At 68.8% G+C, this 23,384-nt stretch carries 17 protein-coding genes and 1 pseudogene; 5 read left to right on the top strand and 13 right to left on the bottom strand.

What is annotated here, in order from left to right; all coding sequences use genetic code 11:
• Nucleotides 1-21: 21 nt before the first annotated feature.
• From AB0A61_RS38540 to AB0A61_RS38530, 3 genes are all read right to left on the bottom strand, one after another.
• A complete protein-coding gene (locus tag AB0A61_RS38540) occupies nucleotides 22-906 on the bottom strand; it encodes a hypothetical protein (RefSeq protein ID WP_361303551.1) in 885 nt (294 codons plus the stop codon).
• A 120-nt stretch (nucleotides 907-1,026) separates the two neighbouring features.
• Nucleotides 1,027-1,914, bottom strand: a complete 888-nt coding sequence (locus tag AB0A61_RS38535) for a DUF6083 domain-containing protein (RefSeq protein WP_361303548.1) — start codon at nucleotides 1,912-1,914, stop codon at nucleotides 1,027-1,029.
• A 160-nt stretch (nucleotides 1,915-2,074) separates the two neighbouring features.
• Complete coding sequence (locus AB0A61_RS38530) at nucleotides 2,075-2,338, bottom strand: helix-turn-helix transcriptional regulator (protein ID WP_361303545.1); 264 nt, start codon at nucleotides 2,336-2,338, stop codon at nucleotides 2,075-2,077.
• Nucleotides 2,339-2,958: 620 nt separating this feature from the next.
• Here AB0A61_RS38530 and AB0A61_RS38525 point away from each other — a divergent pair.
• Nucleotides 2,959-3,582 carry a hypothetical protein gene (locus tag AB0A61_RS38525; RefSeq protein WP_361303542.1) on the top strand — a complete coding sequence of 208 codons (624 nt, stop codon included), beginning with the start codon at nucleotides 2,959-2,961 and terminating at the stop codon, nucleotides 3,580-3,582.
• Nucleotides 3,583-4,005: 423 nt separating this feature from the next.
• On the opposite strand, the gene AB0A61_RS38520 is transcribed toward AB0A61_RS38525, so the two are convergent.
• Together AB0A61_RS38520 and AB0A61_RS38515 are read right to left on the bottom strand one after the other, a co-directional pair.
• Nucleotides 4,006-4,371 (bottom strand): hypothetical protein, encoded by a 366-nt coding sequence (locus tag AB0A61_RS38520; RefSeq protein WP_361303539.1) that lies wholly within the window; start codon nucleotides 4,369-4,371, stop codon nucleotides 4,006-4,008.
• A gap of 8 nt (nucleotides 4,372-4,379) precedes the next feature.
• Nucleotides 4,380-6,476 carry a PrsW family glutamic-type intramembrane protease gene (locus tag AB0A61_RS38515; RefSeq protein WP_361303536.1) on the bottom strand — a complete coding sequence of 699 codons (2,097 nt, stop codon included), beginning with the start codon at nucleotides 6,474-6,476 and terminating at the stop codon, nucleotides 4,380-4,382.
• Between the two features lie 287 nt (nucleotides 6,477-6,763).
• Between AB0A61_RS38515 and AB0A61_RS38510 the strand changes: the two genes are divergently transcribed.
• Nucleotides 6,764-7,660, top strand: a complete 897-nt coding sequence (locus AB0A61_RS38510) for an IS1634 family transposase (RefSeq protein ID WP_361303584.1) — start codon at nucleotides 6,764-6,766, stop codon at nucleotides 7,658-7,660.
• Here AB0A61_RS38510 and AB0A61_RS38505 read toward each other — a convergent pair.
• Entirely contained in the window at nucleotides 7,581-8,066 is a 486-nt protein-coding gene (locus AB0A61_RS38505; protein ID WP_361303533.1) for a P-loop NTPase fold protein, read from the bottom strand. The genes AB0A61_RS38510 and AB0A61_RS38505 overlap by 80 nt on opposite strands.
• A 202-nt stretch (nucleotides 8,067-8,268) precedes the next feature.
• On the opposite strand from AB0A61_RS38505, the gene AB0A61_RS38500 reads away from it, so the two are divergent.
• Nucleotides 8,269-9,141, top strand: a complete 873-nt coding sequence (locus AB0A61_RS38500) for a hypothetical protein (protein ID WP_361303530.1) — start codon at nucleotides 8,269-8,271, stop codon at nucleotides 9,139-9,141.
• A 182-nt stretch (nucleotides 9,142-9,323) separates the two neighbouring features.
• Here the strand turns inward: AB0A61_RS38500 and AB0A61_RS38495 are convergent, their stop codons facing one another.
• Nucleotides 9,324-9,794 (bottom strand): hypothetical protein, encoded by a 471-nt coding sequence (locus AB0A61_RS38495; protein ID WP_361303528.1) that lies wholly within the window; start codon nucleotides 9,792-9,794, stop codon nucleotides 9,324-9,326.
• Between the two features lie 8 nt (nucleotides 9,795-9,802).
• Nucleotides 9,803-10,537, bottom strand: a complete 735-nt coding sequence (locus tag AB0A61_RS38490; protein ID WP_361303525.1) for a hypothetical protein — start codon at nucleotides 10,535-10,537, stop codon at nucleotides 9,803-9,805.
• Nucleotides 10,538-10,693: 156 nt separating this feature from the next.
• On the opposite strand from AB0A61_RS38490, the gene AB0A61_RS38485 reads away from it, so the two are divergent.
• Entirely contained in the window at nucleotides 10,694-11,227 is a 534-nt protein-coding gene (locus AB0A61_RS38485; RefSeq protein WP_361303522.1) for a GNAT family N-acetyltransferase, read from the top strand.
• A 379-nt stretch (nucleotides 11,228-11,606) separates the two neighbouring features.
• On the opposite strand, the pseudogene AB0A61_RS38480 reads toward AB0A61_RS38485, so the two are convergent.
• Nucleotides 11,607-11,774 (bottom strand): annotated as a pseudogene (locus AB0A61_RS38480) (helicase associated domain-containing protein); the annotation flags it as partial.
• Nucleotides 11,775-12,004: 230 nt separating this feature from the next.
• On the opposite strand from AB0A61_RS38480, the gene AB0A61_RS38475 reads away from it, so the two are divergent.
• Nucleotides 12,005-16,171, top strand: coding sequence for a hypothetical protein (locus AB0A61_RS38475; protein WP_361303519.1), 4,167 nt, complete (start codon nucleotides 12,005-12,007; stop codon nucleotides 16,169-16,171).
• Here the strand turns inward: AB0A61_RS38475 and AB0A61_RS38470 are convergent.
• The 4 genes from AB0A61_RS38470 to AB0A61_RS38455 all read right to left on the bottom strand — a co-directional run bounded on the left by AB0A61_RS38470 (nucleotide 16,134) and on the right by AB0A61_RS38455 (nucleotide 22,947).
• Nucleotides 16,134-16,691: a helix-turn-helix domain-containing protein gene (locus tag AB0A61_RS38470; RefSeq protein WP_361303516.1), complete on the bottom strand. Its 558-nt coding sequence runs from the start codon at nucleotides 16,689-16,691 to the stop codon at nucleotides 16,134-16,136. The genes AB0A61_RS38475 and AB0A61_RS38470 overlap by 38 nt on opposite strands.
• A gap of 929 nt (nucleotides 16,692-17,620) precedes the next feature.
• Nucleotides 17,621-21,760 carry a hypothetical protein gene (locus tag AB0A61_RS38465; RefSeq protein WP_361303581.1) on the bottom strand — a complete coding sequence of 1,380 codons (4,140 nt, stop codon included), beginning with the start codon at nucleotides 21,758-21,760 and terminating at the stop codon, nucleotides 17,621-17,623.
• A 16-nt stretch (nucleotides 21,761-21,776) separates the two neighbouring features.
• On the bottom strand, nucleotides 21,777-22,205 hold the full coding sequence (locus AB0A61_RS38460) for a winged helix-turn-helix domain-containing protein (RefSeq protein WP_361303513.1): 429 nt from the start codon (nucleotides 22,203-22,205) through the stop codon (nucleotides 21,777-21,779).
• Nucleotides 22,206-22,407: 202 nt separating this feature from the next.
• Nucleotides 22,408-22,947, bottom strand: a complete 540-nt coding sequence (locus tag AB0A61_RS38455; RefSeq protein WP_361303510.1) for a hypothetical protein — start codon at nucleotides 22,945-22,947, stop codon at nucleotides 22,408-22,410.
• Nucleotides 22,948-23,384 lie beyond the last annotated feature (437 nt).

Below are 23,384 nucleotides of genomic sequence, written 5' to 3'. Positions count from 1 at the left end.
TTGTTGGTATGGGGTGCGGTCCTACGTCTGCCGGGTGGTGATGCGGCAGGCGAGGCATGCTTTAGGGCTTCGGGGGCCGTAGCGGTGGATGGGCGTGGCGCACAGCATGCAGGGTCCGATTTCCCAGGGCGGGCATGTGAGTTCTGCTGCGATGACGAGGCGTTCGCGGGGGGACAGGCGTAGGGCGATGGGTCTGGTGGGTTGGAGCAGGGTGTCGTCGGGGGCGTGGTCGAAGGTGTGCAGGCCGGTGGCGGAGGACGTCTCGCGTCGCGGGCGTGGGCTGCTGGTGTGGGGGCCTTCTTCGCCGTAGCGGCAGGAGCTGTCGAGTTCTTGTTCGGTGTAGGTGACCGGTTCGTCGTCGGGTGGGCCGGCCTCGGGCGGGGTGTTGGTTTCGCCGGTGATCTCGTGCCAGCGTTTAACGTCGCGTGCCAGAGCCCACAGGTAGGAGGTGCGGTGTGGGTCGTGCCGGCTGCGGGAGCGTACGGGCAGGTGCTCGCCGTCGGCGCTGGTGACGATGAGTTCGTCGAGCGGGGTGGCGCGTTCCTGGGGGATGCACAGGGCGGGCAAGAACCAGCCGCTGTGCCACTTTCCGCAGGTCCTGCCGTTTTCGGGACATGAGCGTTCGCTGGTGGGGGTGCATTTCCGGATCTGCAGGTGGCGGACGCCGCCGCGGATGATCAGGGCGAGCGGGGAGATGATGCGCTGCCAGGGCACGTCGTCGACGCGAGTCCAGGGGGCGCGGTCTGTCAGGGCGGAGGTGGCGTCTGCGGTCACCCACAAAGGCGCGATGTTGCGCTCGCGGGCCTTGGCGGACCGCCGTCGCACGGTACTGGCGGTGATGGGGGAGTACTGGGCCTCCCATCCCACGCGTGCGCCGGCGCCGGTCACCAGCACGTCGGTGATCACTCGCCCGTCCTCTGACCGCGCTTCGGTCTGCACGTGAAGTCCGTGCCGTGATGCGTTGCGGGCGATCCGCTCTTTCATCGCCTTGTGCTTGTCGGGTGATCTCGACGGCGTGGTGCGGCGTCACGACCGTGCCGCCCGTCGGGCGCGGCCAAGCCCGGGACGCCGGACGGGGGCGGGCAGGCGGGTGTTGATGTGCTCGTGGTGGCGGAGCGGGTCAAACGGCTCCCACTCGGCCACCGCCAGGTCGGCGGCCGTGGGGGTGGCGGCGTGCTGCAAGCAGCGCTGGGCGCGCCAGCGCAGCTGTTCGGCATAAGGGACTCTGCTGAGGTCGTAGACCGCCATGACTTCAGTTGGCAGGGCCAGTTGTGCGTTTGTCTGGGTGGCCGGTACCAGTGCCCAGGTGCCGCCCGGGGTGCCGGTGGTGAGCAGCGGGTTGGTGCAGCGGTGGCGGCGCCGGGTCTGGGCGAGGCACTGGATCTCATCCACCGGCCGGGCAGCGAGGTAGCGGATGTACAGCAGCTGCACGATGGGCCGGGCCGGGCGGCAGACGGCCGGCTGAGGTGCTGGCCCGTTCGGCGAGGCCGGGGGAGGGGTGAAGGCGCCGGTGTCGATCAGGCGGCGGGTGTTCACGGCCAGCGACCGGCGCAGCTCGGCCAGTTCGGGAGGGGCTGGGGGAACGTCTCGGGCGGGGCAGACGACGGCGTGTGGCAGACGGCACCAGCTACTGCCGTCTCCAGCCGGGTAGGCGACACCGGAACTGACGTGCCAGCGGCACGAGGCGGGTACGCGGGCGGCCGGTAGTTCGTGCGGATGAAGGCGGACGGGTTGCCGCTGAGTGCCCCGGTGGTACCACTCGATCCGGTTGCCGCACTCGCGGCACCGGTCGCTTTGGCCGCAACGCAGGAGTCGGCTGACGCCGTCGGGGGAGACGTGCAGGGAACGGCGTACGCGGTGGCTGACCAGGCTGCCGTCCCAGCGCCGGGCCGGGGGAGGGGGTGTGGAGGGCATGCGGGCGAACCTGCCAGCCAACACGCCGGATCCGTGGCAGTAGCTCTCCGGGATCGCCCGGTCAGCCTCGTACGGTGCTACTGGAGTGCGAAAGTGTGATCGCGTGTTCGAGGAGGTCTCGCCGTTCGGGTGATCTGCGGCAGGGTGCCCGGAGGGAGAGTCAGTCCCGGGTCGGCCCGGGCAGGTCGTGCCCGCGGCACAGGGTGCTGAAGAGCTCGTCGAGTGGGGTGTCCAGGGCGTGGGCGAGAGCGTGCCAGGTCTTCAGGGTGCCGATGGTGCGGCCCTGCTCGATCTCGATGACGGTGCGTCTGGCCAGGCCGCTGCGGGCTGCGAGCTCGTCGTAGCTCCACCCGCGCGCGGCCCGCAGACGCGCGAGTTCCAACCGCAGCGCGTCGAGGTCCGGATCGGGCGGCAAGATCGTCACCCGTCCATCCGACGGTGCAGACCCCTGCCCTGTCAGTGCAGACCTCTGCCCTATTTCCCCAGGTGACGCCAGTCGCGGAGGGCAGAGGTCTGCACTACGGTGGGCGGCCGCCCCCACGACCAAGGGCACGACCAGCGCGGAAACAACTGGAGGAACACGCGTCCATGAGGCTGCGCACAGCATGTCCGGCGACGCCGCGCGCCTGGACCGTGGAACTGCGCTCGCATGCCGGCGGGCTCGTTCTCATTTGCCAGCACTGCCCACACGGCATCACACCGGTCACCGCAGTCTCTGCTCGTTCGGCTGCCCTGGCCCACCTCGCGCGGCATGCTCGCGGTGACTTGCGTCCCCCGCACCTGCGGATTTGCCAGTGTCACGAACGCGGCTGCCGCTGGCACGCCCGCCATCGCGGTTGCGCCGGCCCCATCCGTCTCCTCCTCGCATGTGAACGCGGCGGACGGCTGTGGCGGCTCGTCGACGCCTGCAGTGCCTGCGCCGCAGCGACCGCACAGGCCGCCGTCGTACCCGACACCGCCCTCGCCCACGCACCTGGGCAGCCGGCAACCACCCGGCGGCACAGGCACCCCAAAGGGCCCGGTGAGAGAACCCGGGTCTGCGAAATGCTCAGCTACCTCGCCGCTGCCCTCCCGGCAGGCACCTCGGCCGCCGCGCGCCTGCTCGCGCTGCAGTGCGCGCTCCGCATGAACGCCAGGATGCAAGTCCGCCTGCCCAAGGGGGTACTGCGCAGCCTCCGCCTCAACACCACCCCGGATCCATGGCGCGAGTTGGAGCAGGCGCAATGGCTGCGCACGGCCCCCGGGAACGCAGCCAACGAGATCGCCGCTGAACTGCTCGATGTCACAGTGCTCGGCCAAGCCCCAGCCCGCCCCGACCGAAGGCACGCGGCGGACTGGGCACTGCGCGCCGGCTCCTCCTGCGCAGCAGGGGCGATCGGAGCGCTGCCTCAACTGGCAAGCGTGTACCTCGCAGCGCACACGGACCCGGAATCCAGCAGTGGCCTGGGCGAACTCGACCAGATGGCGCGCGCCTGCGGTACCCAGCCCGCGAAACTGCCGGCCACGCTTGACCGACTGGCGGCAACAGGACTGCTGGGGTCATGGCAGGCCTGCACGGACTCGGGAGATCTGCAGTGGACCCTCGCACGCGGCACGGGAATTGGCGTCGGCGATCACCGGCGGGAAACGGCCCGAGGAAACCCGCATGGGGCGGGCCGGTGCCCCTGAACGCACCGCGCTGCGACGGGCCAGGCTCCGTGTCATGCGGCCGTCCCGGCTACTCGTCGACGTATCGCCGGTGGCCCCTCTGGATCTGCGACCGTCCTGATGGAGATCCTCTTGCGATGGTGATGCCCTTGGTCAGTGATGAACCGGCGCCTCAGAACTTGCCCGTGAGCTGCCGCGTCCGATGACCCGTCTGGTCGGCTGTTTCCGCGATGAAGCTCTCGGCGAAGACCGGGGCAGTCGGTGATCACCGTCCTTGCAGCGCAGTGTGGGCAGGTTGTATGGCCACCCCCGTGCGTGTCCGTGCCGTGGCCCTCGATGTAGCAGGCCCTGATCACCCCCTCCCTGCCCAGCCATGCCACCGACCTCTCCGGGGATCCGTACCGCCCGGATGCGGGTGATCCCCTCGAAGGAAAGTCGGCCTCCTCACTGAGGTGAGGGCCCGGACGAGGCGAGCAGCTCTTGCAGGTCGCGTACGAGGAGCAGCTCGTAGCGGTCGAGGGCGGCTAGGTTGTCGAAGATTCTTCGCGCAGTGGCCTCCTGACGTTCCAGGTTCGAGTCGAAGTCCCGGACGGTCAACAGCGAGTCGTAGCGCTCGAACGACATGCCGTGGTCTTCCTCGTACTCATGGGTGAACTCGAGCTCGACCGCCGCATACCCCAGGTTCGCCGCATAGTCGACGAACTCGGAATCCACAGGCCTCATTTCGGCGCCGCAGGCCGCCGCAGCATCACGGATGAGTCGATCCCGGGGAAATCCGGGACGAATGAAGATGTAGTGATATTCACTCACGAAGACTCCTAAGGCCATCGAACATCGTAACCATCGCCAATGATCCGGACGGAATTCATTCGCCCAGGGGGATTGTTCCGCAGGAATTTCTCCAGTCCCTCGCGCGCCCCACTCTCCTCGAGCCCGCTGCCCCGTGCGTCGACCACAGCATCACGCGCCTGCTTCTTGGCCGTGTTCAGGGTGTTCTTCACGGAGTTCGGGGCTGCTCCGGGGTCCAGGGTCTTGAACTCGGTCGGTACTCCGTCCACGACAGCGTCAGGGGTCTTCCGGCCGTCGACTTGGGACTCTTTCAGCGCCTTTACATTCTTCCCTTCCGACTGCAAGGTCTCAGCTATTCTCCGCTCCTTGGGGCTGAATACCTTCTCGGACTCATCTATCGAACCACCTCGTGACTCCCCGCTGCCAGCCGTCTTCGACCCACCGTTCCCGTTGTCGCCCCCTGCGTCCATGGCTCCGGCTGCCATGAGAGCTATTCCGGCAAGGCCGAGACGCATGGCGGCAAGAAGCTCCCCCGCGGCGAGTCCTCCGACGGCCTCGCCCCCGGCGAGCGCGAAGCCGGCGCCCGGTGGAAAGAGCGCCAGCAGGGAGAGAAGCAGCAGCGCGAAGCCCAGGTAGGTGAAGAAGTGGTCGAGGGCGTTGAGCAGGTGGGCCGGGGGAATGGCCCGGCCCGCGGGGCCGGCTGGGCCTGCGCTGCGCCACAGGAGGAGGGCCGTCGTCGTTGCGGAGGCCAGGGCTGTGGCGAAACGGAAGCGGTGGGCGGCCAGTTGTTCACCCAGGGCGCGGGTGGCAGTCCGACGCCAGTTGCACAGCAGCGTCGCCAACCGCCAGACGGTCCACACCAGTACGGCCGTTGCGAAGCCCAGCAGGACCTTCGGCCCGGCGCCGGTGGCGAAGTACCTCTGCAGTCCGGCCGTCGTCTCGAACGAGCCGACGCCTAGAAAGAGGGCGGACGGGAGGACGAGCGCGCAGGAGATGAGGACGGCCGGCAGTCGTCTGCGGAGGGGCGCAGCCTTTCGCCGCACCGCTCTGACACGCGCGCGTATGTCGGGCGTCCGCCAGGCCCCCTCGTGGTCGGTGGCATCGATGCGAGCCGCGATGACGGCGACTTCCCGGCGCAACGGCTCGATGGTGTGGGGCGGTGTCGCGGCTGCCGCGTAGCAGAGAGCTCGGCGCAGGCGGACGAACCGCAGTGCGATCAGCGTCGTCCACGGTAAGCACCAGGCCGCGTAGCGAACCAGTGCCGCTGCGCTGTCGCCGTCCGCGCGTTCGGTCTTCAGCAGGATTCCTGGGAGGCTGCTCTTTGCGCGGTGCAGGCACGCCCAGTCGGCTGTCATCGCCAGGAGCAGCGCCACCAGAGGCGCGGCCCACAGTTTGGCATCAAGGGAGTTGAGCCACCGTTCGGGGTGTCCGCCCGGATGCTGGATCACGTAGTTGGTGAGCGTGTGGTGCGCCGCCGCGGCCGCGAACGGCACCACCGCCAGCGGTTTCCACCAGCCCCGCGCCCGCCACAGGATCCCGATCGCCAGTCCCGTCACGGCCGTCCACGCCAGGTGACTGAAGGTGGCGACGGTGACGTCACCGGTCGGGCCGAGGTCCAGCGCGGCGGCCGGAGCAGGCAGCCAGGAGGTGAACACCCCGGCCAGCCCCGGGATGTACGGCGGCGAGAGGCTGTCCGGAACCAGCCAGCCGCCATAGCGGACGAGCGACCGGTCGACATCCAGGGAGTAGCGCAGCAACGCCTCCAGCAGCCCGAAGCCGGCGCCGAGCGCCGCTCCCAGCACGGTAAAGTCGGACAGCCCCCACTGGCGACGGACCTTGGCGTACAGACCGGCCAGCAGGAGCGGTGACACTTTCACCAGTTCCTCGACCCACGGAGCCGTGGTGTACGAGGTGGTGTTCACGACCTGGATCAGCGACCGGTCGGCGGTGTCCGCGAGCATTCGCGTGTAGGCGAGTTCCAGCACGGCCGCGACCGTTCCACAGGCGTAGACGCCCACCATCACGGCCAACAGCACCGTCGAGAGCCGCACCGAGCGCGTGGGCCAGGACACGACGAACAGTTGGACCACCCCGTACACGGCCGCGGTCACCATCAGCACAGTCATGCACGTCCCCCGTTACCCCCACCGGACCGGCATTCGCTAATGCGAATCTCATATTAACGGCTTCCAGCCTACGGATCAACGGCTTTTGGTGCGCTGCATTCACTCACCGGAACACTCATTGCACGGTCACCACCGTTCGGTCGCGCCAGTCGGCTTCAAGGCCACCCGTGCCCGCAAGCCCGCACCCGCCGAAAGGGAGGCCAACCGCGTCCTGGCCGCCGGACGCACCCCGGTCGAACGCGGCTTCGCCCATCTGAAGAACTGGCGGATCCTCACCAAGCTCCGCACTGCTCAACGACGACCGTCTGGCCCGGGCCCTGGATGCGATCGCGCCGGAGCTGGAGCGGATCGCGGGCACCGTGGGGGCACGGGCGATCGCCGAGTTCGGGATCGACGTGTCCCGGCTGCACTGGGACATGACCAGCATGTCCGTCCATGGCGCCTACCCGGACGACGAGCAGGACGAGCAGTACCCGGTCATCGGCTACGGGCATCCCAAGGACCGGCGGGTGGATCTGAAGCAGGTGCAGGCCGGGTTCGCGGTGTCCGCCGACGGCGGCATCCCCGTCCACGCCCGTGTCTTCGGCGGCGGTGTGGCCGAGGTCGGCCAGGTCGTCGAGGCGGTGAAGGACCCGCAAGGCATGGCCGGTGAGCGGACGTTCTTGATGGTCGCCGACTCCAAGCTGGTGTCCTACGCGAACGTCACCGCACTGCTGGCGGCCGGGGTGGATTTCATCGCGCCCGTCCCGGCCGCACAGGTCAAGGACCAGGTGTATGCCGCCTTGGACCTTGCGCAGGCGCAGGCGGTGGACTGGGTGCCCGAGCGAGATACGGGCAAGCCGGCCGGTGAGCGGGAGGCATACCGGGTGCTGGAGGACGTCCACACCCTGGCCGGGCCCCGCAAACGGGACCCGGTGCACCGGGTGCGCCGGATCCTCATCCACTCCACCGCCGTCGCGGCGGGCCAGCGCCAGGCCCGCGAGAAGCGCCTGGCCCGCGCCCGGGAGGAGATGGACAAGCTCGCCGGTGCGGCGGGTGGCCGGCACTACAAGACCCGCGAGAAGATCGCGGCCCGGGCCGGGGTCGTCGCCACCAAGCGCCGCGTCACCGCCTGCCTGCGCTGGAGTGTCGACACCGACGAGCACGACGTCCCCACCCTGGCCTGGCATCCAGGTCGTCCATGACGACGAGGACGGGACGGCCCGCTTTGCGCAGGGCTTCCTCGGCTTTGTGTTTGGCGGCGGATGCGCTCGTGTCGCCGCTGATCCGGTTGCTGACCTCCTGGAGCAACCCCTCTGAGTCCAGGCCGAAAAGAGCAGTGATCTTCCCCAGAGGGCTGATGGCCTGTCCGAAGCCGCCGATCTTCTGCCGCGCCTCGGACCACCGTTCGTCTTTGGGGAGGGCTTCGCGGATCTCGCTGAACAGCGCCAGGGTCAGGGACTCCAGGTCGGAGTACAGCCATGGGTTGAGTTCCGCGATCAGCCAGCCTTGGCAGCGGACCGCCGGGCGATGCTGGCGTTCGACGGACGACTCATCGGGCAGACCTCCTTGTGCGCCCCGGGGCGGAAGCGCATGGAAGTCGTCTCTCACGGGTCATTCAGGCATGTCGAAGTCAAGGAGCGCTGACCAGTGCCGCGAGTAGGAGCGACTGAGGGGCGGGATCCGCCGACGTCTGCGACAGAAACCACGAGCCGTTAGGGACCGTCAGGCAGGGGTGGCATTCACCATTCCCATTGAGTCTGGGAGGTCACCTGACATTCCCTGGTCTTCCACCAGCAACCGGAGGAGAGTCATGAAATTCGGACCGCACACCCCAGCCCAGTGGGAGACCTGGCGCAGCTACGTCTCTGGAGACGAAGGGGAGGATCTCGCCTTCGTCTTAAAATACGTACGCCGCGACGGGTCATTCCCCACCCAGATGAAGTGGGCCCGAGCGCCTTGGACACGTACATTCTGCGACCTCGGGCTCTACCTGATCTACCAGCACCATATCCAGCGCACCGAACGCCGCCACACAGACCAGAGTCGAATCTTCGCCAACGTCAACGCCAGTGCCCTGCAGGAGCTGGCCCTCTCGGGGTTCTTCGCCACCGAGGAGGAAACCAAACAGCTCAACGTGGACCGCTTCAACGACACCTGGGGCCAGCAGTCGGCATACTGTCGAGACCTGATCCATTACCTGTTCCGGCCAGATCCCTATCTGCGTCGACTGCGCGCCATGCACCCGAAGCTGCTGCAGGCGGCTCACGAGATGCCCCTTGGGGAATGGGTGCGCTCTACCGCGACGACGGAAATTACGTCGGTTCTGGGCAGCCCACTAGTCTCACTGCACACCTTCGTCGAGACCGTCCTGCCCACAGATGAGGACGTACGGGGACACGTGCACGACCTACGTCTGCGACGGTTGCAGACTTGGGCGGACCTGTACGAGAAGGTGTTTACCGCGTACGGCGCTCCGATCGCGACGATCTGGACTGGCCGAGCCTCGCGGAGCGGTTCTCGACTATGGCGGGAGGAGCGTTCGTACGAGCCCAGACCCGGGCAGCCGATGAGCCGGTCGATGCCACTCTACTGGGACAGATGGTCGTCGAGTTGCTCCCGTCAGTTCTCGATATCTCTCCCAACGAGATTGAAGCGCGCCCTCTCCGAAGTCCGCTCCCCCTGAACGCCAACCTGGCGAGTTGACGCGGCCGCGAAGCACCTGTAGCCCCTCCGGGTGACAGTGAGACGCCGCAGACCACGGTGGGGTGTGGATCGACGAATTCTGCCGGCCGCCGCCTTGGCCGCGGGCTTGGGGGAAGAGGGCGCGGCGCTGCCAGCACTGGCAGCAGGCTCGACTGGCGCCGCTCAGCCTTCGGACGCCTCGGCGCGTTGCTCGTCCAGGTCGAAGCCCAACCGCTCGGCTTCGACCATGACGTCTGTCCACAACGCCAGTGGTGTCAGCTGTGTCCATTTCTCGCCACGCGCGGGGTCGTTGAGCAGCACGGTTTCGGTGTAGCCGTCGCTCCAGTCCTCTCCGCGGGCCGCTCCGTTGCTCCAGCCGCGTTCTGTGAACCACAGCCGCTTGATGGCTTTCTCCACCAGCCGTGCGTGTAGCCCCACAGCAAAGGACCGGGTGTAGACGACCTCCCAGCCGTTGCGCATGTGGACCTTCAGCCGGGTGTTGCGTGCGGAGTCTTCGCAGATGCCGATCTTCGCCATGGCCGGGTCCGAGACTCGTTGCACCAGATAGACGAGCTCTGGTTCGCTGTCCTTGAATCCGGTGAGCTTGCAGCTGCGGGAGTTGCAGGCCCCCTGGCCACGGTAGAGATTGCCCAAGCAGGGGCTCACCGGCCCCGAACCATGCAGGTGCCCTCCCAAGGGGTGTTGGTGCTCTCGAAGGCGTCCGGGACGTGCGGGCGGAACCGATAGGACATCGCCCTGTCCCACGCCTGCTCCTTGGTCAGCGGGGTGTTCGGGGCGCAGTACTTACAGGTCCCCTGGCCTCGCATGACGTCGTGCAGCCTCGGCTCCACCGCGCGACGGCAGCGCTGACAGATGCCCGGCCACGGCTCATCGACACGCTCATAGGCGGCCGTGGGCTCGACCAAGCCCTGATCGCGCATGATGGCGACGGCCACATCTGGATCGATCGCCCGCTGGGCACAGTACTTGCAGGCCATAGCGCCCCGGCGGACCGCCTTAATCAAAACCTTGATCGGTTTGCCCTGGCGCGGGCAGCCCTCGTTGAGGCAGATGCTCTCCACCCGCGTCCTATTGTTGGTGTAAGGCTCGAGCAGCTTGATGTTGGCCTGGGCGATCGTCTTCGCCAACTCCGCCTCGTCCAGCCGGTACTTCTCCGCCCGCGCGCGGTCGGCGCAGTCACGGCAACCACGCGGGGCGTCGCCGTGTTTCTTCGCTGCCGAGGCGATGCTGTCGTACGTCGGGGCGATGTCCGCCTCGCACCTCTCACAGATACAGGGCCACTCTGCCTTCACGGTAGTGAAGGCGGTCTTCGGCTTGCAGCCGTTACGCAGCATCAACTGCCGCGCCTCTTCCGGATCGACCGGTCGTCCCGACACCAATGTGACCACCCTACGTGCCCGGTAACTTCGCAGCGACTGTATGCGCCGACACTGACATCCCGTCTCGGGGTCGGTTTCCTCGTGGTTGCGCAGCGGCAGCATGGGGGAGCGCCGGATTACCGATGAGGCGCTTGCCTTCGGCAGGATGGGCGCATGACCGAGATCCGCACACCTCGTCTCCTCCTCCGTAGCTGGCACGACGACGACCTCGCGCCGATGGCGGACATCCATGCGGACCCACGGGTTATGCGCTGGATCGACGACGGCTTGGTGCGCGACCTGGACCACACGGCCGAGGACATCGAGCGGTGGGAGGAGGAGTGGGACGAGGAGGGCTTCGGGCTCTTTGCCGTCGAGCTGCTGGCCTCGGGCGAACTGATCGGCTTCGCGGGGCTGTCCGTGCCCGAGTTCCTGCCGGAGGTGATGCCTGCCGTGGCGATCAGTTGGCGGATCGGCTCACAGTTCTGGGGCCAGGGCTATGCGTCCGAAGCCGCCCACGCCACGCTCGAGTTCGCGCTCCAGGACCGCGGCCTGGACCGCGTCATGAGCATCAACCGGGTGGGGGACAACGCCTCCGAGAACGTCATCCGCAAGCTCGGCATGGTGCCCGAGCGGGAGACGGCACACCCGGTGTACGGCTACCCCCTGCGCGTTCACGCCATCGATCTCACCGAGTTCCAGGCTTGAACCGACCGAGCCGTCGATCATCATAAGACAGCCGACCACTGGCCCTACGTCCCTGAGCGCATTGATCGCGACGGTACGGACACCAAGGGACGAATTGGTGTCTTCGAGTCGCTTACCTGCGCTTTCGCGGAGCTGCGGCCAGAGGAAGATTCAGATGCGCCATCACCATCTCGCGCCTTCGGACCCGACTGCGGTTGCTGGCCGGTCAGCTTCCAGGTCACCTCGTTGATGTCCCGGTCGTGATGCCAGTAGGCCAGTGCGCGTGTGGCGACCAGCCGGTCGAGCAGTTCGGCGGTCTGGTGGGGTGAGTGGCTGACGCTCGGAGGGGGGCTTGTTGGTGTACGGGGCGAGGGACTGTCAAACGAGTTCCCTTCGGTTCCTTCGTCGCGCCCTTGGCCGCCGGGGCGGGAGACGGCGCTTCGGTGGGCTGGATGCCCAGCCGGGACAGCCGTTCCTGCTGCTCGCTCGCCAGTTGCGCCCAGGTGCCGGGTTGTTTCTGCCTCTGAAGCCACCGTCCGATGTCGTCGCAGTCCATTTCGGCGCCTGGTGGCGGACCGGTGGGCCTTCCCCCGGGGGCCATGCGGTGACATCTTGGCGTCTGCGAGGGCGGCCGCCTCCCCCGTGGCGCTGCCCGCAGGTCGGAGGGCTCAGTTTGTCAGTGGTGGCTGCGACACTGCTGGTGTGGCCGGAGACTCACAAGGCGCTTTCGACGACGCGGTGCGGGTTGGGAACGCCAACGCGCAGCTGATCGAGATGGCTCGGCGTCACTGCTTGCGCATGACGTTCACCCCATGTGGCGGGCAGGGGTACGCGGAGGCCGTGACCGGCCTTCCGATCAACATGCGCCAGGTCGGCTGCCCGGTGGCTAACGGCGGCGCGAGTGTGAACCTGGAGCTGGTCGTGGGGGAGTTCTACGACCAGCACTGCGTCGGCTGCGAGCAACGCGCCCCGACCGGTGACGTGCCGAACCTGGCCACCCTCATGGACGAGCAGAAAACCAAGGCCGCTCAGGCGAGGGCCGCGGCCGAGCAGCGCACGCGCCAGGCGCACGCCGGCTGGGAGCAGCGGGTCGAGCGCCGGCGGAGTCTGCGAGTCGGCGCCGATCCGGCCATGGCGAGCGCCCTGGACGACATCGGTGTCCTGGACGCCGATCCGGCCGCGGACTTCGACGTCACGGCACGGGACGGGGCCAGGCGACGGCTGAACGCGCTCGCGGAGCGCAGCGCGCACATCTTCACCGCCCCCGTCATCGACGTGGCGGTGACGCTGGTGGTCGATCACCGCGTCGACGACCTGCTGACCCCGCTGCGGCACGTGGCCCGCCACGATGCCGACATCGCCCCACGCGTCCTCGCAGCGGCGATGACCGCGCTGCGGCGCGCCCCGGTCCCGGACGCCGGCCGCTGCCTTGCCGACCTCCTGCCGTCGGCCGGGACAACGGACCTGGACGAGAAGGTGATCGAGGCCTTGGTCCGCCTGGCCGAGCCGCTGCAGGATCACCTCACCTCGCCACGCACCGGCGGTGCAGGGGACGCGAGCGGCCTGCGCGCGGTCGCGGACGTCGCGCCGGAGCGGGTGGCGGCGGTGCTGGAGAGCATGCTTCCCCAGCCTGTCCCACCGGCCGGATTCATCCTCCCGCCGGGCAGCGCCGCTGCCCCGGCCCCCGATGCCGCAAGCAGGGACAGTAAGCGCTGTGCGTCCTCCAGCGCGATCACGGCGCTCGCCCACACCCATCCGACGCTCGTGGCGCCGCTGGTGAGGCCGCTGCTTCTGAGCCTCGGTGTGGGCAACGCGGACCGATTCGACCAGCAGCCCATCAGCACCGCCCAGCAGGCGCTGGCGACCATGCTCGCCTTCGAAGTGGGAGACGTGGCCGACCAGGTGGAGGCCGTCGGCCAGGGTGCGGGAGCCGAGCACCGCGAGCGCCTCTTCGGGGTCCTCCAGCGGGTGGAGCGCCTGATCGACCCCCGTGACCGGTGGCGTACCTCACGCGACCCTGTCATCGAGCCGCAACGCCACCGGGCTATCTACGACGCCCTGCTGTCCAAGGCGTTGACCCGCGCCGGCGGGGACTGGGGAGACGAAGTACGCACGGGCGCCGCGCAACTGATCAAGGGCCTCGCCGACCTGCACCCCGAGTGGGCGCGCGACCAGCTTCCGGCGCTCCTCGGCGCCGTCCTGCTCCTCATAAGTTCCGACGAGGATCGGGCCGCGGGCACCGCCGGGGCAGCCCTCCAGACCGCTACCAGCCCCTCGGCGGCCGTGCTGCACCACCTGGAGCGGCAGTCCCGCCGGATTGCCTTGCGTTCGACCGGGCAGCGCCTGCTCCGCGCGATCGAGTGCGTCGCCCGCGTGGACGCCGCCGGTGTGAGCGCCGCCCTGATCGAGACGATCGCGGACGAGCGAGCCAGCCAGCGCGGCAGCGCCGTGGCGTGGTGGCTGCTGCCCGTCCTGGGAGATCTCGGGCAGCGACACGGGCAGGAGCCGGCCGTCCTGCACGCCATCCTCCCCGTGCTCCACTCCTACCTCGTTGACGCCGACGCGTCGCTGCGCGGGGCCGCCCTGTCCGCGTGGGCGAAGATCGGGGCCAGCCACCCGCTCCCGTCCAGCCTGGCCGACCTCCTCCCCGCACTGCTGACGGACCGCCACATCGTGGTCATCGACGCCCTCCTCGGCGCCTCGGTCAACCTCGAGTGGAGCGACGCCGACCGCTACCGACTCCTCCGCTACGCTTGGGAAATCTGCCACGGGGTCGACGCCCACCAGCACACGGGGACGCTGAAGAAGGCGATGGACGCGCTCTCGAAGCTGGCCCGAACCGGCAGCGAGGACCTGCGCACCGGCGTCGACCAGCTCATCCTCGACCGCGCCGCCGACCTCGACGGCTACGACCTCGAGGAAGCCCTCCAACGCCCCTGGCTGCCCGCGACCACGCGCACCACCGCGATGGCCGGGCTGCGCCTGCGCCAGGCCCGCGACCTGAGGATCAACGACCGCTTCAACAACGGCGACGACGACGAGCTGTGCGCGCTGCTGGACTGCGGCCCCGGCCTGGACGGCCTTCCCGTCGACGACCTGAAGGCCGCGGCCATGGAACTGGGCCCCGAGCGCCCGCTCGGCGCCGCCGAGTTCGCCGAAGTCGCCTGGCGGGCCGCCCGCACCGCCGACGCGGCCGTCATCATGACCGCCGTCGTGGCAGCAACCCCTTCCACCCCCGCCTACCGCCCGCGCCGGGCGGTGATCCAACTCCTCGCTGCGGCAGCCGCGTTCGACGCCGCCGTGGCCGACGGGCCGGAGCAGGTCGACCAGGTGGCCACCGCCCTCGCCCAGGCAGCCGACGCCGTCCCCGGCGACGATCTGCAGCTCGCCGCCCAGGCACGCACCCGCATCACCATGCGGTACCTCCTCTTCGGCCGCACCGTCCCGGCCGCACTGACAGCGACCGCAGGCGGACCGGGCCAAGACCCGGCCGCAGCCCAACGCCACCGCGCTCAACTCCTACAGAAGGCAACCGCCGACCTGAAGGCCTTCGCCCCGCACAACACCGCCACGGCCGACTACCTCCGCCACTTCGCGGGGCTCACCGCCTTGGCCTGCCAACTGCTGGAACTCGACGCCGCCGAACTCGACGCCGACCACACCACCGTCACCGCCCGCGCCCAAGCCGTACGCCGCCGCGCGGCGCTGCTCACCGACCAGGTGCGTGAGCGATTCGACGAGCAGGACCCCCTCGCCGGCCCGCTCCTCGCCGCCCTCGCACACGCCGCCACGATCACCGACGGCAGCGCCGTCCAGGCCACCCTCGCCGCCTGGGCAGCCCTGCCGTTGCCCATCTCCGTCACCCGCGGGCCGCGACAGGTTCGCATATCCCACCAACCCGCCCCCGCAGACGCCCCACCGGCCGAGGTGGCCGTCGTCCTGGCCAGCATCGACGACCACCTCATCACCGGTCCCCAGGTGCTACGCCAGTCCTGGGTGTACGAGTTGCGGCTCGACGTGCAGCCCGGGCCGTGGCCGGACTGGGCCCAGGTCCTCGAAGCCGACCTGCTCAGCCAGTTCACCCCGGCCGAGGCGGAGACCCCCACCTACAGCTGGCAGCGCCCCGCCGACCTGGCGCAGGACACCTTCAGCGCGACCGGCACCCTCATTCTGCGGTTCGGCCTTTCCGCGGGGCAGCCCGCCCCGCCTTTCCTGGTCCGACTGCGCTGGCGCGGCACCAAGGACGGACAGCCGATCCTCGAGGAACTCGACGTCGCCGGCCATCGCGAGATCCGCTGCCGGCCCTTCGACGCTTCCACCGACTTCCTGACCGACTTCCCCGTCTTCGACGAGCGCCTCCTCGCCCTGTACGAGCGCCTCCGCGAGGCTGACTACGACGACGCCCACCTCCAGGCGTTCTGCCGCTTGTTCACCGCGATCTGCCGCGCCGGCCTGAGGATGACCTGGAGCAAGCAGTACAAGCGCGGCACCTACGTCACCGAGCGGAAGTTCCACGACGACCTCTACACACAGTTGCAGGCGGAACCCGAACTCGGCGGCCGGCTCGAACGCGGATCACCCCTGGCACTCGGCTTCCTCGACGTGCGCCACGACGGGATCACCGCAGAACTAAAAGTGGAACGCAAGACACCCGTCTCCCAGGCCACAGCGCCGAAGTACATGGGGCAGCCCACCCAGTACGCGGCGGCCGACGGCGCGCGCCTGTCCATCTTGTGCATCTTGGACATGAGCAAGAAGTCCTCACCCATCGGAGTCCCGGAGAACTACCTGTTCACCCTGCAGCCAGCCCTCCACGGGCTCGACAACCTCAGCGGCAGGAAGCCGAGAGGTACGAAGCGATGCCAGCCAGGCGCGTCAGGCCCTCGCGACGCTGAACACCCTGACGCGGTTACGCGACGGGGCAGGCTCAGCCGATCGAGAAGTCAGCGAACTCGACGTCGCTGAAAGAGACATGCAGACCGTGGGCCCGGCGGCCCCAATCGCGAAAGTAGGCGTGTCCCAGCGCCCGGGCCAGGATCACCGTCTGCTGCTGCTCGCCTGCGCCGGCGTCCCGGGCGGCGAACAGCTCCCGGGCGACCTCTCCTGACAGGTCCTGGGTGATCCACCGCACCCGCGGATCGTCCGACGACCCTGCTGGCGCGGCGAACCCGAATCGCGCCCTGGTGTGGAAGACGAACCCGTTAGCTTCGGCTTGTGCACGCCGACGGGCCCGTACACGGGGCTGCCACCGCGCCAGGACCGCTTCCTCGATCGCCCGGACATGCAGCGAACCCGGCGGACGTCGCGCTCCGGGCTTCTTCGTCACCCACCGCTGCACGGTGCGCTGCGACACCCCCAGCACGACGGCCACCTTCCGGGTGGAACCCTTGTGCGTCGCCAGCAGAAACCGCAGACGGGCCTCGGTGCTCGAGGGAACGGGCCGGGTGCGCAACGCCTGCTCCAGCCCCTGCTCGATCTGCCCCACGTCCGCCTCCCCCAGCGGCCAGCCGACAGGGCCAGCTGACAGTCTGCGGGGAAGTGTCAGCTGGGTATCGTCATGTGAGTGTCAGTGGCACAGAGTCAGTGACCTGGTGGTTGGCACTGACGAATGGTGCTCACCTGTTGCTGACGTGGGTGACGAACGGCCAGTTCATTCTCATGCCGACTGCTATAGCGGGTGCGGGGTTTGTGCTGGTCAGAGGTGTGAGGACCGTACTGTGGGGGCGTGGGTGTCGCTGGCCGGTGGCGGGTCCTGGTCGTGCACGCCGCCGGGATAACGGCACCTGCACCGTCCGCAGTTGGGGTCACTTGTGCGGCCCGCACCGAGGCACAAGGCGCCGGCCCGGGACAGCAAGTCCGCGATGAGGGGCTGAAGGGGCCGAGATCCGGGAAACGCCCGCACGTTGGAGCAGCATGTCCCGGAAGGCCCTCCAGACCGCCCCCACGCTGGGCGTGCCTCGGTCCGCCGAGGTGGTCGCGGACCGGCTGGGCCGGCGGGGCGGTGAGCGGGGACGAGTCTGCCGGGATGCAGGGTGTCGGGCAGGCTTGTTCCGCAAGGCCGTTGGATTCCGTCCTGGCGCCAAGGCGTCGACTGCGGGGCGGGCGGGTGCTGTACGTGCGGGCGCTCTCTCCTCCCGTCAGTTCTGTTGGCCGTCGCAGCGAAAGTCCGCGCGGTTACGCGGGATCGTGTGGGTTGGGCTGGTCTGGCGACGTGACGCCGTCGAGGCGTCTTCGCGTGCAGCCTCACCCTGTGATGCTTGCCGTCCTGCGCGGCAGCCCGCGGTGAACTACGCGCCGTCACCGTCGCGTTGACCGGGCGGATCCGGCCCGGCAGCGCGAGGACACCCGCCCCGGCCGCCGCTACCGACCGGCGGCCTTGCCCGCGTCGGCCGGCCCGGCTGCTGGCCCTCGTGGTCACGGCATGGTGAAGAAGATCTTGAGGGCTTTCACGTGCGTCTCGCAGTCCAGGCCGGCCAGAAGCCGCAGAACGATGGGACCAACCTGGTCGGCCGGGGTGATGCGTTGCACCGTCGTCACCAGACGCTGCACGACCTCCTGCAGCAGGTCCGCCTCCGGAGCGACGAGCCGGACGGTGTGCTCTGCTTCGTCGAGGAGCAGGGGAAGAGCGGATCCATCGGCCAGTTCGAACAGGGTCCAGGCCACGAGCGTGCCGGCGACGGCGGGCACGGTCGGTGCAGTGGCAACCAGGCACAGGCCCCGGAGCGCGGTGAGGCACCAACCCGCGGCTCGTTGAGGATCCTTCTCGGGCAGCGCTCTGATCAACGCGGTGTAGGTGCGCCATCCGTCTGCCAGGGGCTGCCATGTCGAGGTGCGGGTGAAGAGGAAGGCCGCGTAAGCGTCGGGATTCCACTGCTCGCTGCGGGCGATCGTGATCAGTCGGTCGCGCACCGGCAATTCCGCTACGGGCAGTGCCATGAGCCGGCGGTAGGACTGCTCGAGGGCGTCGGCGGGAAGCGCCTCGTCCTGGACGAGGGCTTCCAGAAGGTGGAGACTGCCGAACGCGGGTATCCCTTGGCTTCGGGCGAAGGCACGCAACGCGGCGTCATCGGCGAGCAGGCTGTCCCCGAGTTCGCGCGCGAGACGGATCGGCGCGCTCCACGCCCGCAAGTCCTCGTCACCGTCGTCGCTGGGCACGTCGGGCAGAACGTCACACGCGTCGACAGCAGCCGCCAGGGCGTGAGCCTGATCGCTCCAGGACCGGGTGACCTCCTCGGAGTACTCGGTGAACGTGGGCCGCTCCGTTCGCGGATCCCACCCGAGCCAGCCGGAGCTCCGCATGCTCAGAGCGGAACGGGCCCGCAGGACGTCGTCGCGTTGCGGGGCGGCGACTAGGAGCTGCTCGAAGTGAGCCGTCAGCTGCGTCGTGGGCTTCAGCGCGATGGCGGAGAAGAACAAGGCCGAGGTGTCCACGACCACCGACGTGTCCAGTGCGCGCCGGGCCGCGGCGATTTCCTGGGCGCAGACGTCCTCATCCGGGTCGCGGATCACGTAGCAGCCGATGGTGTTGCGGATCAGCATGTCCGCGTGACTGCGGCCGAGCGCGCCGGCGCAGGCGCCGATCGGGATCTGCCCGGCAACGGCCGCCCGCTGCATCTGCTGCACCGCGTCCGACACCGGGGCCACGCGAGCCCGGAGAAACTCCTGCAGGCCGGTGAGGGCATCATCGACCGGAACCCGTTCGATCAGCTTGCTGTGCGGGAAGTGCTCGAAGAACTGCTGGTGCAGTCGGCGGGCCCGGGTCAGCAGGCGGTAGTCAGTGTCCTCCCCCGACGGCATCAAGAAGGCGGTCATGACGGCGGTGGCGACCAGTTCCTCGTCGTCCGGGAAAGCCTGCGCCGCCTGGGCGGCAGCGTTCAGGATCTCCGCCTGCGTGATCGGTGGTGCGCTAGCCCTGTCCGTCTCACCTTCCTTGCTCACCGACGGCGCGATCGTACGCAGCACCGAGGCGATGAGCCGTGCTTGGTTGCGGTCCGTCGCCTCCAGGGGCGGCTCGGCACGGATAACGTCGTAGGCATCGTGCATCCGGCGAAGCTGATGCAGGGCGTACACCTGGGCCCACCGGTACTTGATCAGGCTGGCGTCCCGGTTCGGGTCGCCTTCGGCGATCTCGTGGTCCGCGATGAGCCGCTGTGCCTGGTTCAGGACGGCGTTCCAGTCCTCTCGGCGAGACGCTGCCTCGAGGAGGATCTCCCGGGCGGCTCGCCGGCGTGCGGCATTGGTACTGGCGGCGAGGCCGGACGCCAGACGCTCCGCGTCGTCCAGGGATGCGCCGGTGAGTGCCAGGTGCGCCGCTGAGAGCAGGTGGCGCTCGTCGTGACCGTGGCGCCGAGCCCAGCGCTCCAGAGCCTTGACGGCGTCGGCGGCCTTACCCTGGTGCATGAGCGCCTGGACACGGATGTGCAGCGCCGCATCGGAGTCGGGATAGCGGCGGGCGAGGATCTGCGCCTGTGTGACGTTGCCGACAGAAAGGTGTTCCTGGGCGCGGACCATGTCGGCGCTCTCCGGATCGAGCGCTTCAAGCTGAGACAGTTCGTCTTCGTCGAGGGGCGCAACAAGCGACAGACCGAGCAGGACCCGAAGCTTTTGGTCCTCCCGGCCGCTGGACGCGATCTCGTCGAGCGCGGCACGGAATTCGGCAGCAGCCTCGGGATGAGTCTCCTGCCGTGTGGTGAGCGCGAGCGCGGTTGCATGCCGTCGATCGACGGGGTCGTCGATCTTCTCGGCCAACTCAAGCGCCAAGCCGGTGTCCCCGACGTGCGCGGCCAGTCCCGCTGCTGCTTCGATCACGGCGGCGGACATCGCCTCCCCGGCCTCGGCGGTCCCTGCCGGTGGTGGCAGAAGCATGGCCAGGGCGCCGCGTGTGTCGCCCTTGAGGGCTCGTGCCTGCGCGGCAAGTACCAGTGCGTCGGCGGTGGGGCCGCCCCAGTCCTGTCGGCGACCGCGCGCGCTGAGCGCGAGGTCCTCCGCACGGGTCAGTGCGGTATCTCGGTCGAATCCTGAGAGCCGACTGACGGGACCAGCGGCCTTCGCCGACAGAGTCCTCGCCAGCTCCATCTCCACCCTGGAGGCTCTCGGCCCGGTCAGTCCCGCGACCGCTGACATGCTCGCGGGATGGCGACCATATGCCGGGAACCCGGCCGCGATGTCCTCCAGGAGGACCTGGGCGGCATCGATCTGATGCGGGTTCTGACACAGGAGCATGGCCGCGGTCAGCGTGGCGGTCAGCCTGGTGGACTCGAAGAAGGCCGGATGGAGCTCGGCGAACTCCTCGACGAATGCCGAGAACGCGTCGTCCGGCTCAGGAGGTGCCGACGTTGCGCCCAGGCCGGCCAGAACGGGCCTCGGCAACGGCAGTTCGAGCGTTCCCGCTACCGCCAGCAGAGCCGGGGCCACCGCGGTGGTGTCGGTGCCGAGGCCAGCGCGGTAGAACTCCCACAGCGGGCCGCCGGCGGGCTCGGCAGCCTCAGCGCGAGCCAGCAGCAGTGTGCTCTGTTCCGAGTCGCCGTCGCGTGCGGCTGCCACAGCACCCTCGCAATACAAGTACGCCGACAGCAGGTGTCCCTGCCAGCGCTGCGCGGCCTGCTCGAAGAACCAGGATGCGGCCGGATGCTCATGTGCGGCGGCGAACTCGGCCACCAGAACCCACAAGGCACCGCTGTCGGGCTGGCGGAACTCCGGGGGCGGGCGGTGTCTGAAGCGGCTGAGCCAGGTGGCGGGCTGACCGCCCAACGCCACCAAGTCCTTGAGGACCGCAGTGGCGCGAGCCCCGGCCAGCGGCTCGGCCCACTCGTAGGCGAGCGCCACCAGGGGAGCCACGCGCAGCAGCAACTGGACAGGCGACAGACCAGTGGAGGGCGTTGACTTGCTGACCGGGGCGGACGAAATGCCTGGCTTCGGCAGGTCCTCCGGCTCGGCCCGGCGCAACAAGGCGAACGCGAAGGCGGCCGCGTGGTGCGCTGCGCGCGGCTGCCATTCGCGGTCGGCGTCAGGGGTCTTGTCCTCGATGCAGTCGGAGATGCCGCGGACGGCAAGCGCGGGGTGGCTCTCCTTGTGGGCGGCCTCGTACAGCCCGAGCGACTCCATGTCCACCGCCGCCACGTCGTTGAAGTGCCGGCGCAACTTGTCCATCAGGGCCGACCGGCCGTCGGCGTGCACGATCGAGCCTGCGGCGATCGGCTTGATCTCGACGCACGGTGCGGCTCCGCGAGCGTTGAGGGCCTGACCGGCACTCAACTCGGCTACCCAGTCACTGCGTCGCACGTCCCTGGCGAGCTGCACGACACCGTTGGCGGCGGGGTAGGACAGCGGCCGCGTCAGGTGAACCGACCCCTGTGCCTCGTCCCTGACGTCCTTGCCGCTATGCAGGTCATAGACCCGGTCGGCGACGACGACGTCGCCGAGCACCAGATCATCGGGCTTGACAGAGGCGGCGACGCCCACGAAGAGCACCAGGTGGGGATGGAGCGCCGCGATCACGGTGGCGGATTCGATGGCCGTGCGGTTGTTGCCCGCGCCCAACTCCGTTACGTGCACGCTCCAGTCCGCACGGTCACCAGCAAACCCCCCCCACCTCGAAACGCGTCGTGCCCACACGGTCGGGCACCCGATCGGGAAGGTGAGAGATAACTGCCTCGTACTCCAGCTGCAGGGCGGTGAAAATCACCGCCGTCAGGCGGGGACGCACCCGGTGTCCGCCTTGTTCCCCTCCCGCAGCCCCGGCCGGCTCGTGCAACCAGTTGTGCATCATCGGGTTGCTCGGGTCGACACGCCACAACTTTGCGCGACCCTCCGTGCTCGCCACCACGAAGCCGGCCTTCTGGAGCACCTGGAGCGTGGACATGGCGGTTGTGGGTGCTACCCGGAGCGCGCGCGCCAGGGCGCGGCCGCTCACTGCAGTGCCGGACCCGGCGAGCGATTCCAAAGCGCGGAAGGCCGTCTCGCCCAGCAGCGTGCGGAGTTGGTCAGCGGTCGAGGCCACTCCCTCACACTAGCGTGTCCAGTCATTCTGGACACCCTTGTTGCAAACGTTGGCTGTGCCGCCGCGCAGGTCCGGGCAGGGCGCCCGCAACCCCCGGGCGCTGTTGTTGCCGCATTCACTCGCAGCAGGGCCAAGTCCGGCCGTCGTAAAGCTTGGCCAGGCGCGGACGGTGTGTCCGTGCCAAAGAAGAGCAGAAGAGCTTCTACGACGCGCTCTCGGCGTACACAACGATCTGTGCGGCAAGGACGGCCACCGGCACCAACTCCAGGAGGGAGGCGGTCACAGGGAGAAACCCGCCGGCGCCGTAGAACCAGAAGGCGACAAGGGCGGCCAGGGGAGCCGCACTGAAAGTGATCAGATCGACCGCACACTGGATGATCTTGCGCTGCTTCCGGCGGCTGTCGCTGCGGTGGACCGCCTCCCATCCGAAGGGGCTCCCGGGCTCGCCGGCCAGATCGCCCAAACGGGGCCCGAGGTCAGTGCGGACGTAACGGCCGATCGCGCTGATCTTCTGGTCGTTGACCAGATATGTCCATCCCAGGACACATGTGGCGACAGGCAGGGCCAGAAGCAGTTCGAGGTGGTGAGCCTGAGCCGCACCGAACAGCACCGTCACCATGGCAGCCAGGGTCACGTAGAGCAGGTTGTCCCGGAAACCTATCCGAGTCTTCTGTTCCTCCTTCACTCTGTCGTACTCAGCCATCAACAACTTGCCGATCGTGACGTCGCCAGTCGGTGCCATGCTTGTCCTCGTCGCTGAATGATGATGCTGACCAGCCATTCTGTACTGGGACACACGGCACGGGTAACCGTCCCCGGTGAGCAGCAGGCGGCCCGACCCCAGACGAAGAGCAGAGTCAAAAGGGGGCGGCAGCACGCGGAACACGTCGGCGCAAGTCCCGGACCCGGGCCCTGGACGGCGTGTGCCACCCTCGGCGCAGCAGACGATAATTGGGATGTCGATCGAACGCGCCCTCCCGGCAAGGCAGTCCACCAGGGCCTTCCCGGCGCGGCCGAACTGTGAACACCGGTGTGCCGGGGGCAGGTGCTGAAACCGGAGCGCCGTGATCGACGAGGTCATGTCCCGCGGGGTGGTGTAGTCACGGCAGTTGTTTCGGTTCCGGTTGTGGGGTGATCTCGGGTTCGGGTTCGGTTGGCTTGGTGGTGAAGAGCTCGGCC

The sequence above is a fragment of the Streptomyces sp. NPDC046197 genome (genome assembly GCF_040646295.1).
Classification (GTDB): Bacteria; Actinomycetota; Actinomycetes; order Streptomycetales; family Streptomycetaceae; genus Streptomyces.
Note: the sequence above shows the minus strand (reverse complement) of the source record. Positions and strands in the feature narration are given on the sequence as shown.

Excerpts from the sequence above, each read along its gene's own strand:
- AB0A61_RS38535 (WP_361303548.1), bottom strand. The coding sequence starts at position 1,914 with ATGCCCTCCACACCCCCTCCCCCGGCCCGGCGCTGGGACGGCAGCCTG.
- AB0A61_RS38525 (WP_361303542.1), top strand. The coding sequence starts at position 2,959 with ATGCTCAGCTACCTCGCCGCTGCCCTCCCGGCAGGCACCTCGGCCGCC.
- AB0A61_RS38515 (WP_361303536.1), bottom strand. The coding sequence starts at position 6,476 with ATGACTGTGCTGATGGTGACCGCGGCCGTGTACGGGGTGGTCCAACTG.
- AB0A61_RS38500 (WP_361303530.1), top strand. The coding sequence starts at position 8,269 with ATGAAATTCGGACCGCACACCCCAGCCCAGTGGGAGACCTGGCGCAGC.
- AB0A61_RS38485 (WP_361303522.1), top strand. The coding sequence starts at position 10,694 with ATGACCGAGATCCGCACACCTCGTCTCCTCCTCCGTAGCTGGCACGAC.
- AB0A61_RS38475 (WP_361303519.1), top strand. The coding sequence starts at position 12,005 with ATGACGTTCACCCCATGTGGCGGGCAGGGGTACGCGGAGGCCGTGACC.
- AB0A61_RS38455 (WP_361303510.1), bottom strand. The coding sequence starts at position 22,947 with ATGGCACCGACTGGCGACGTCACGATCGGCAAGTTGTTGATGGCTGAG.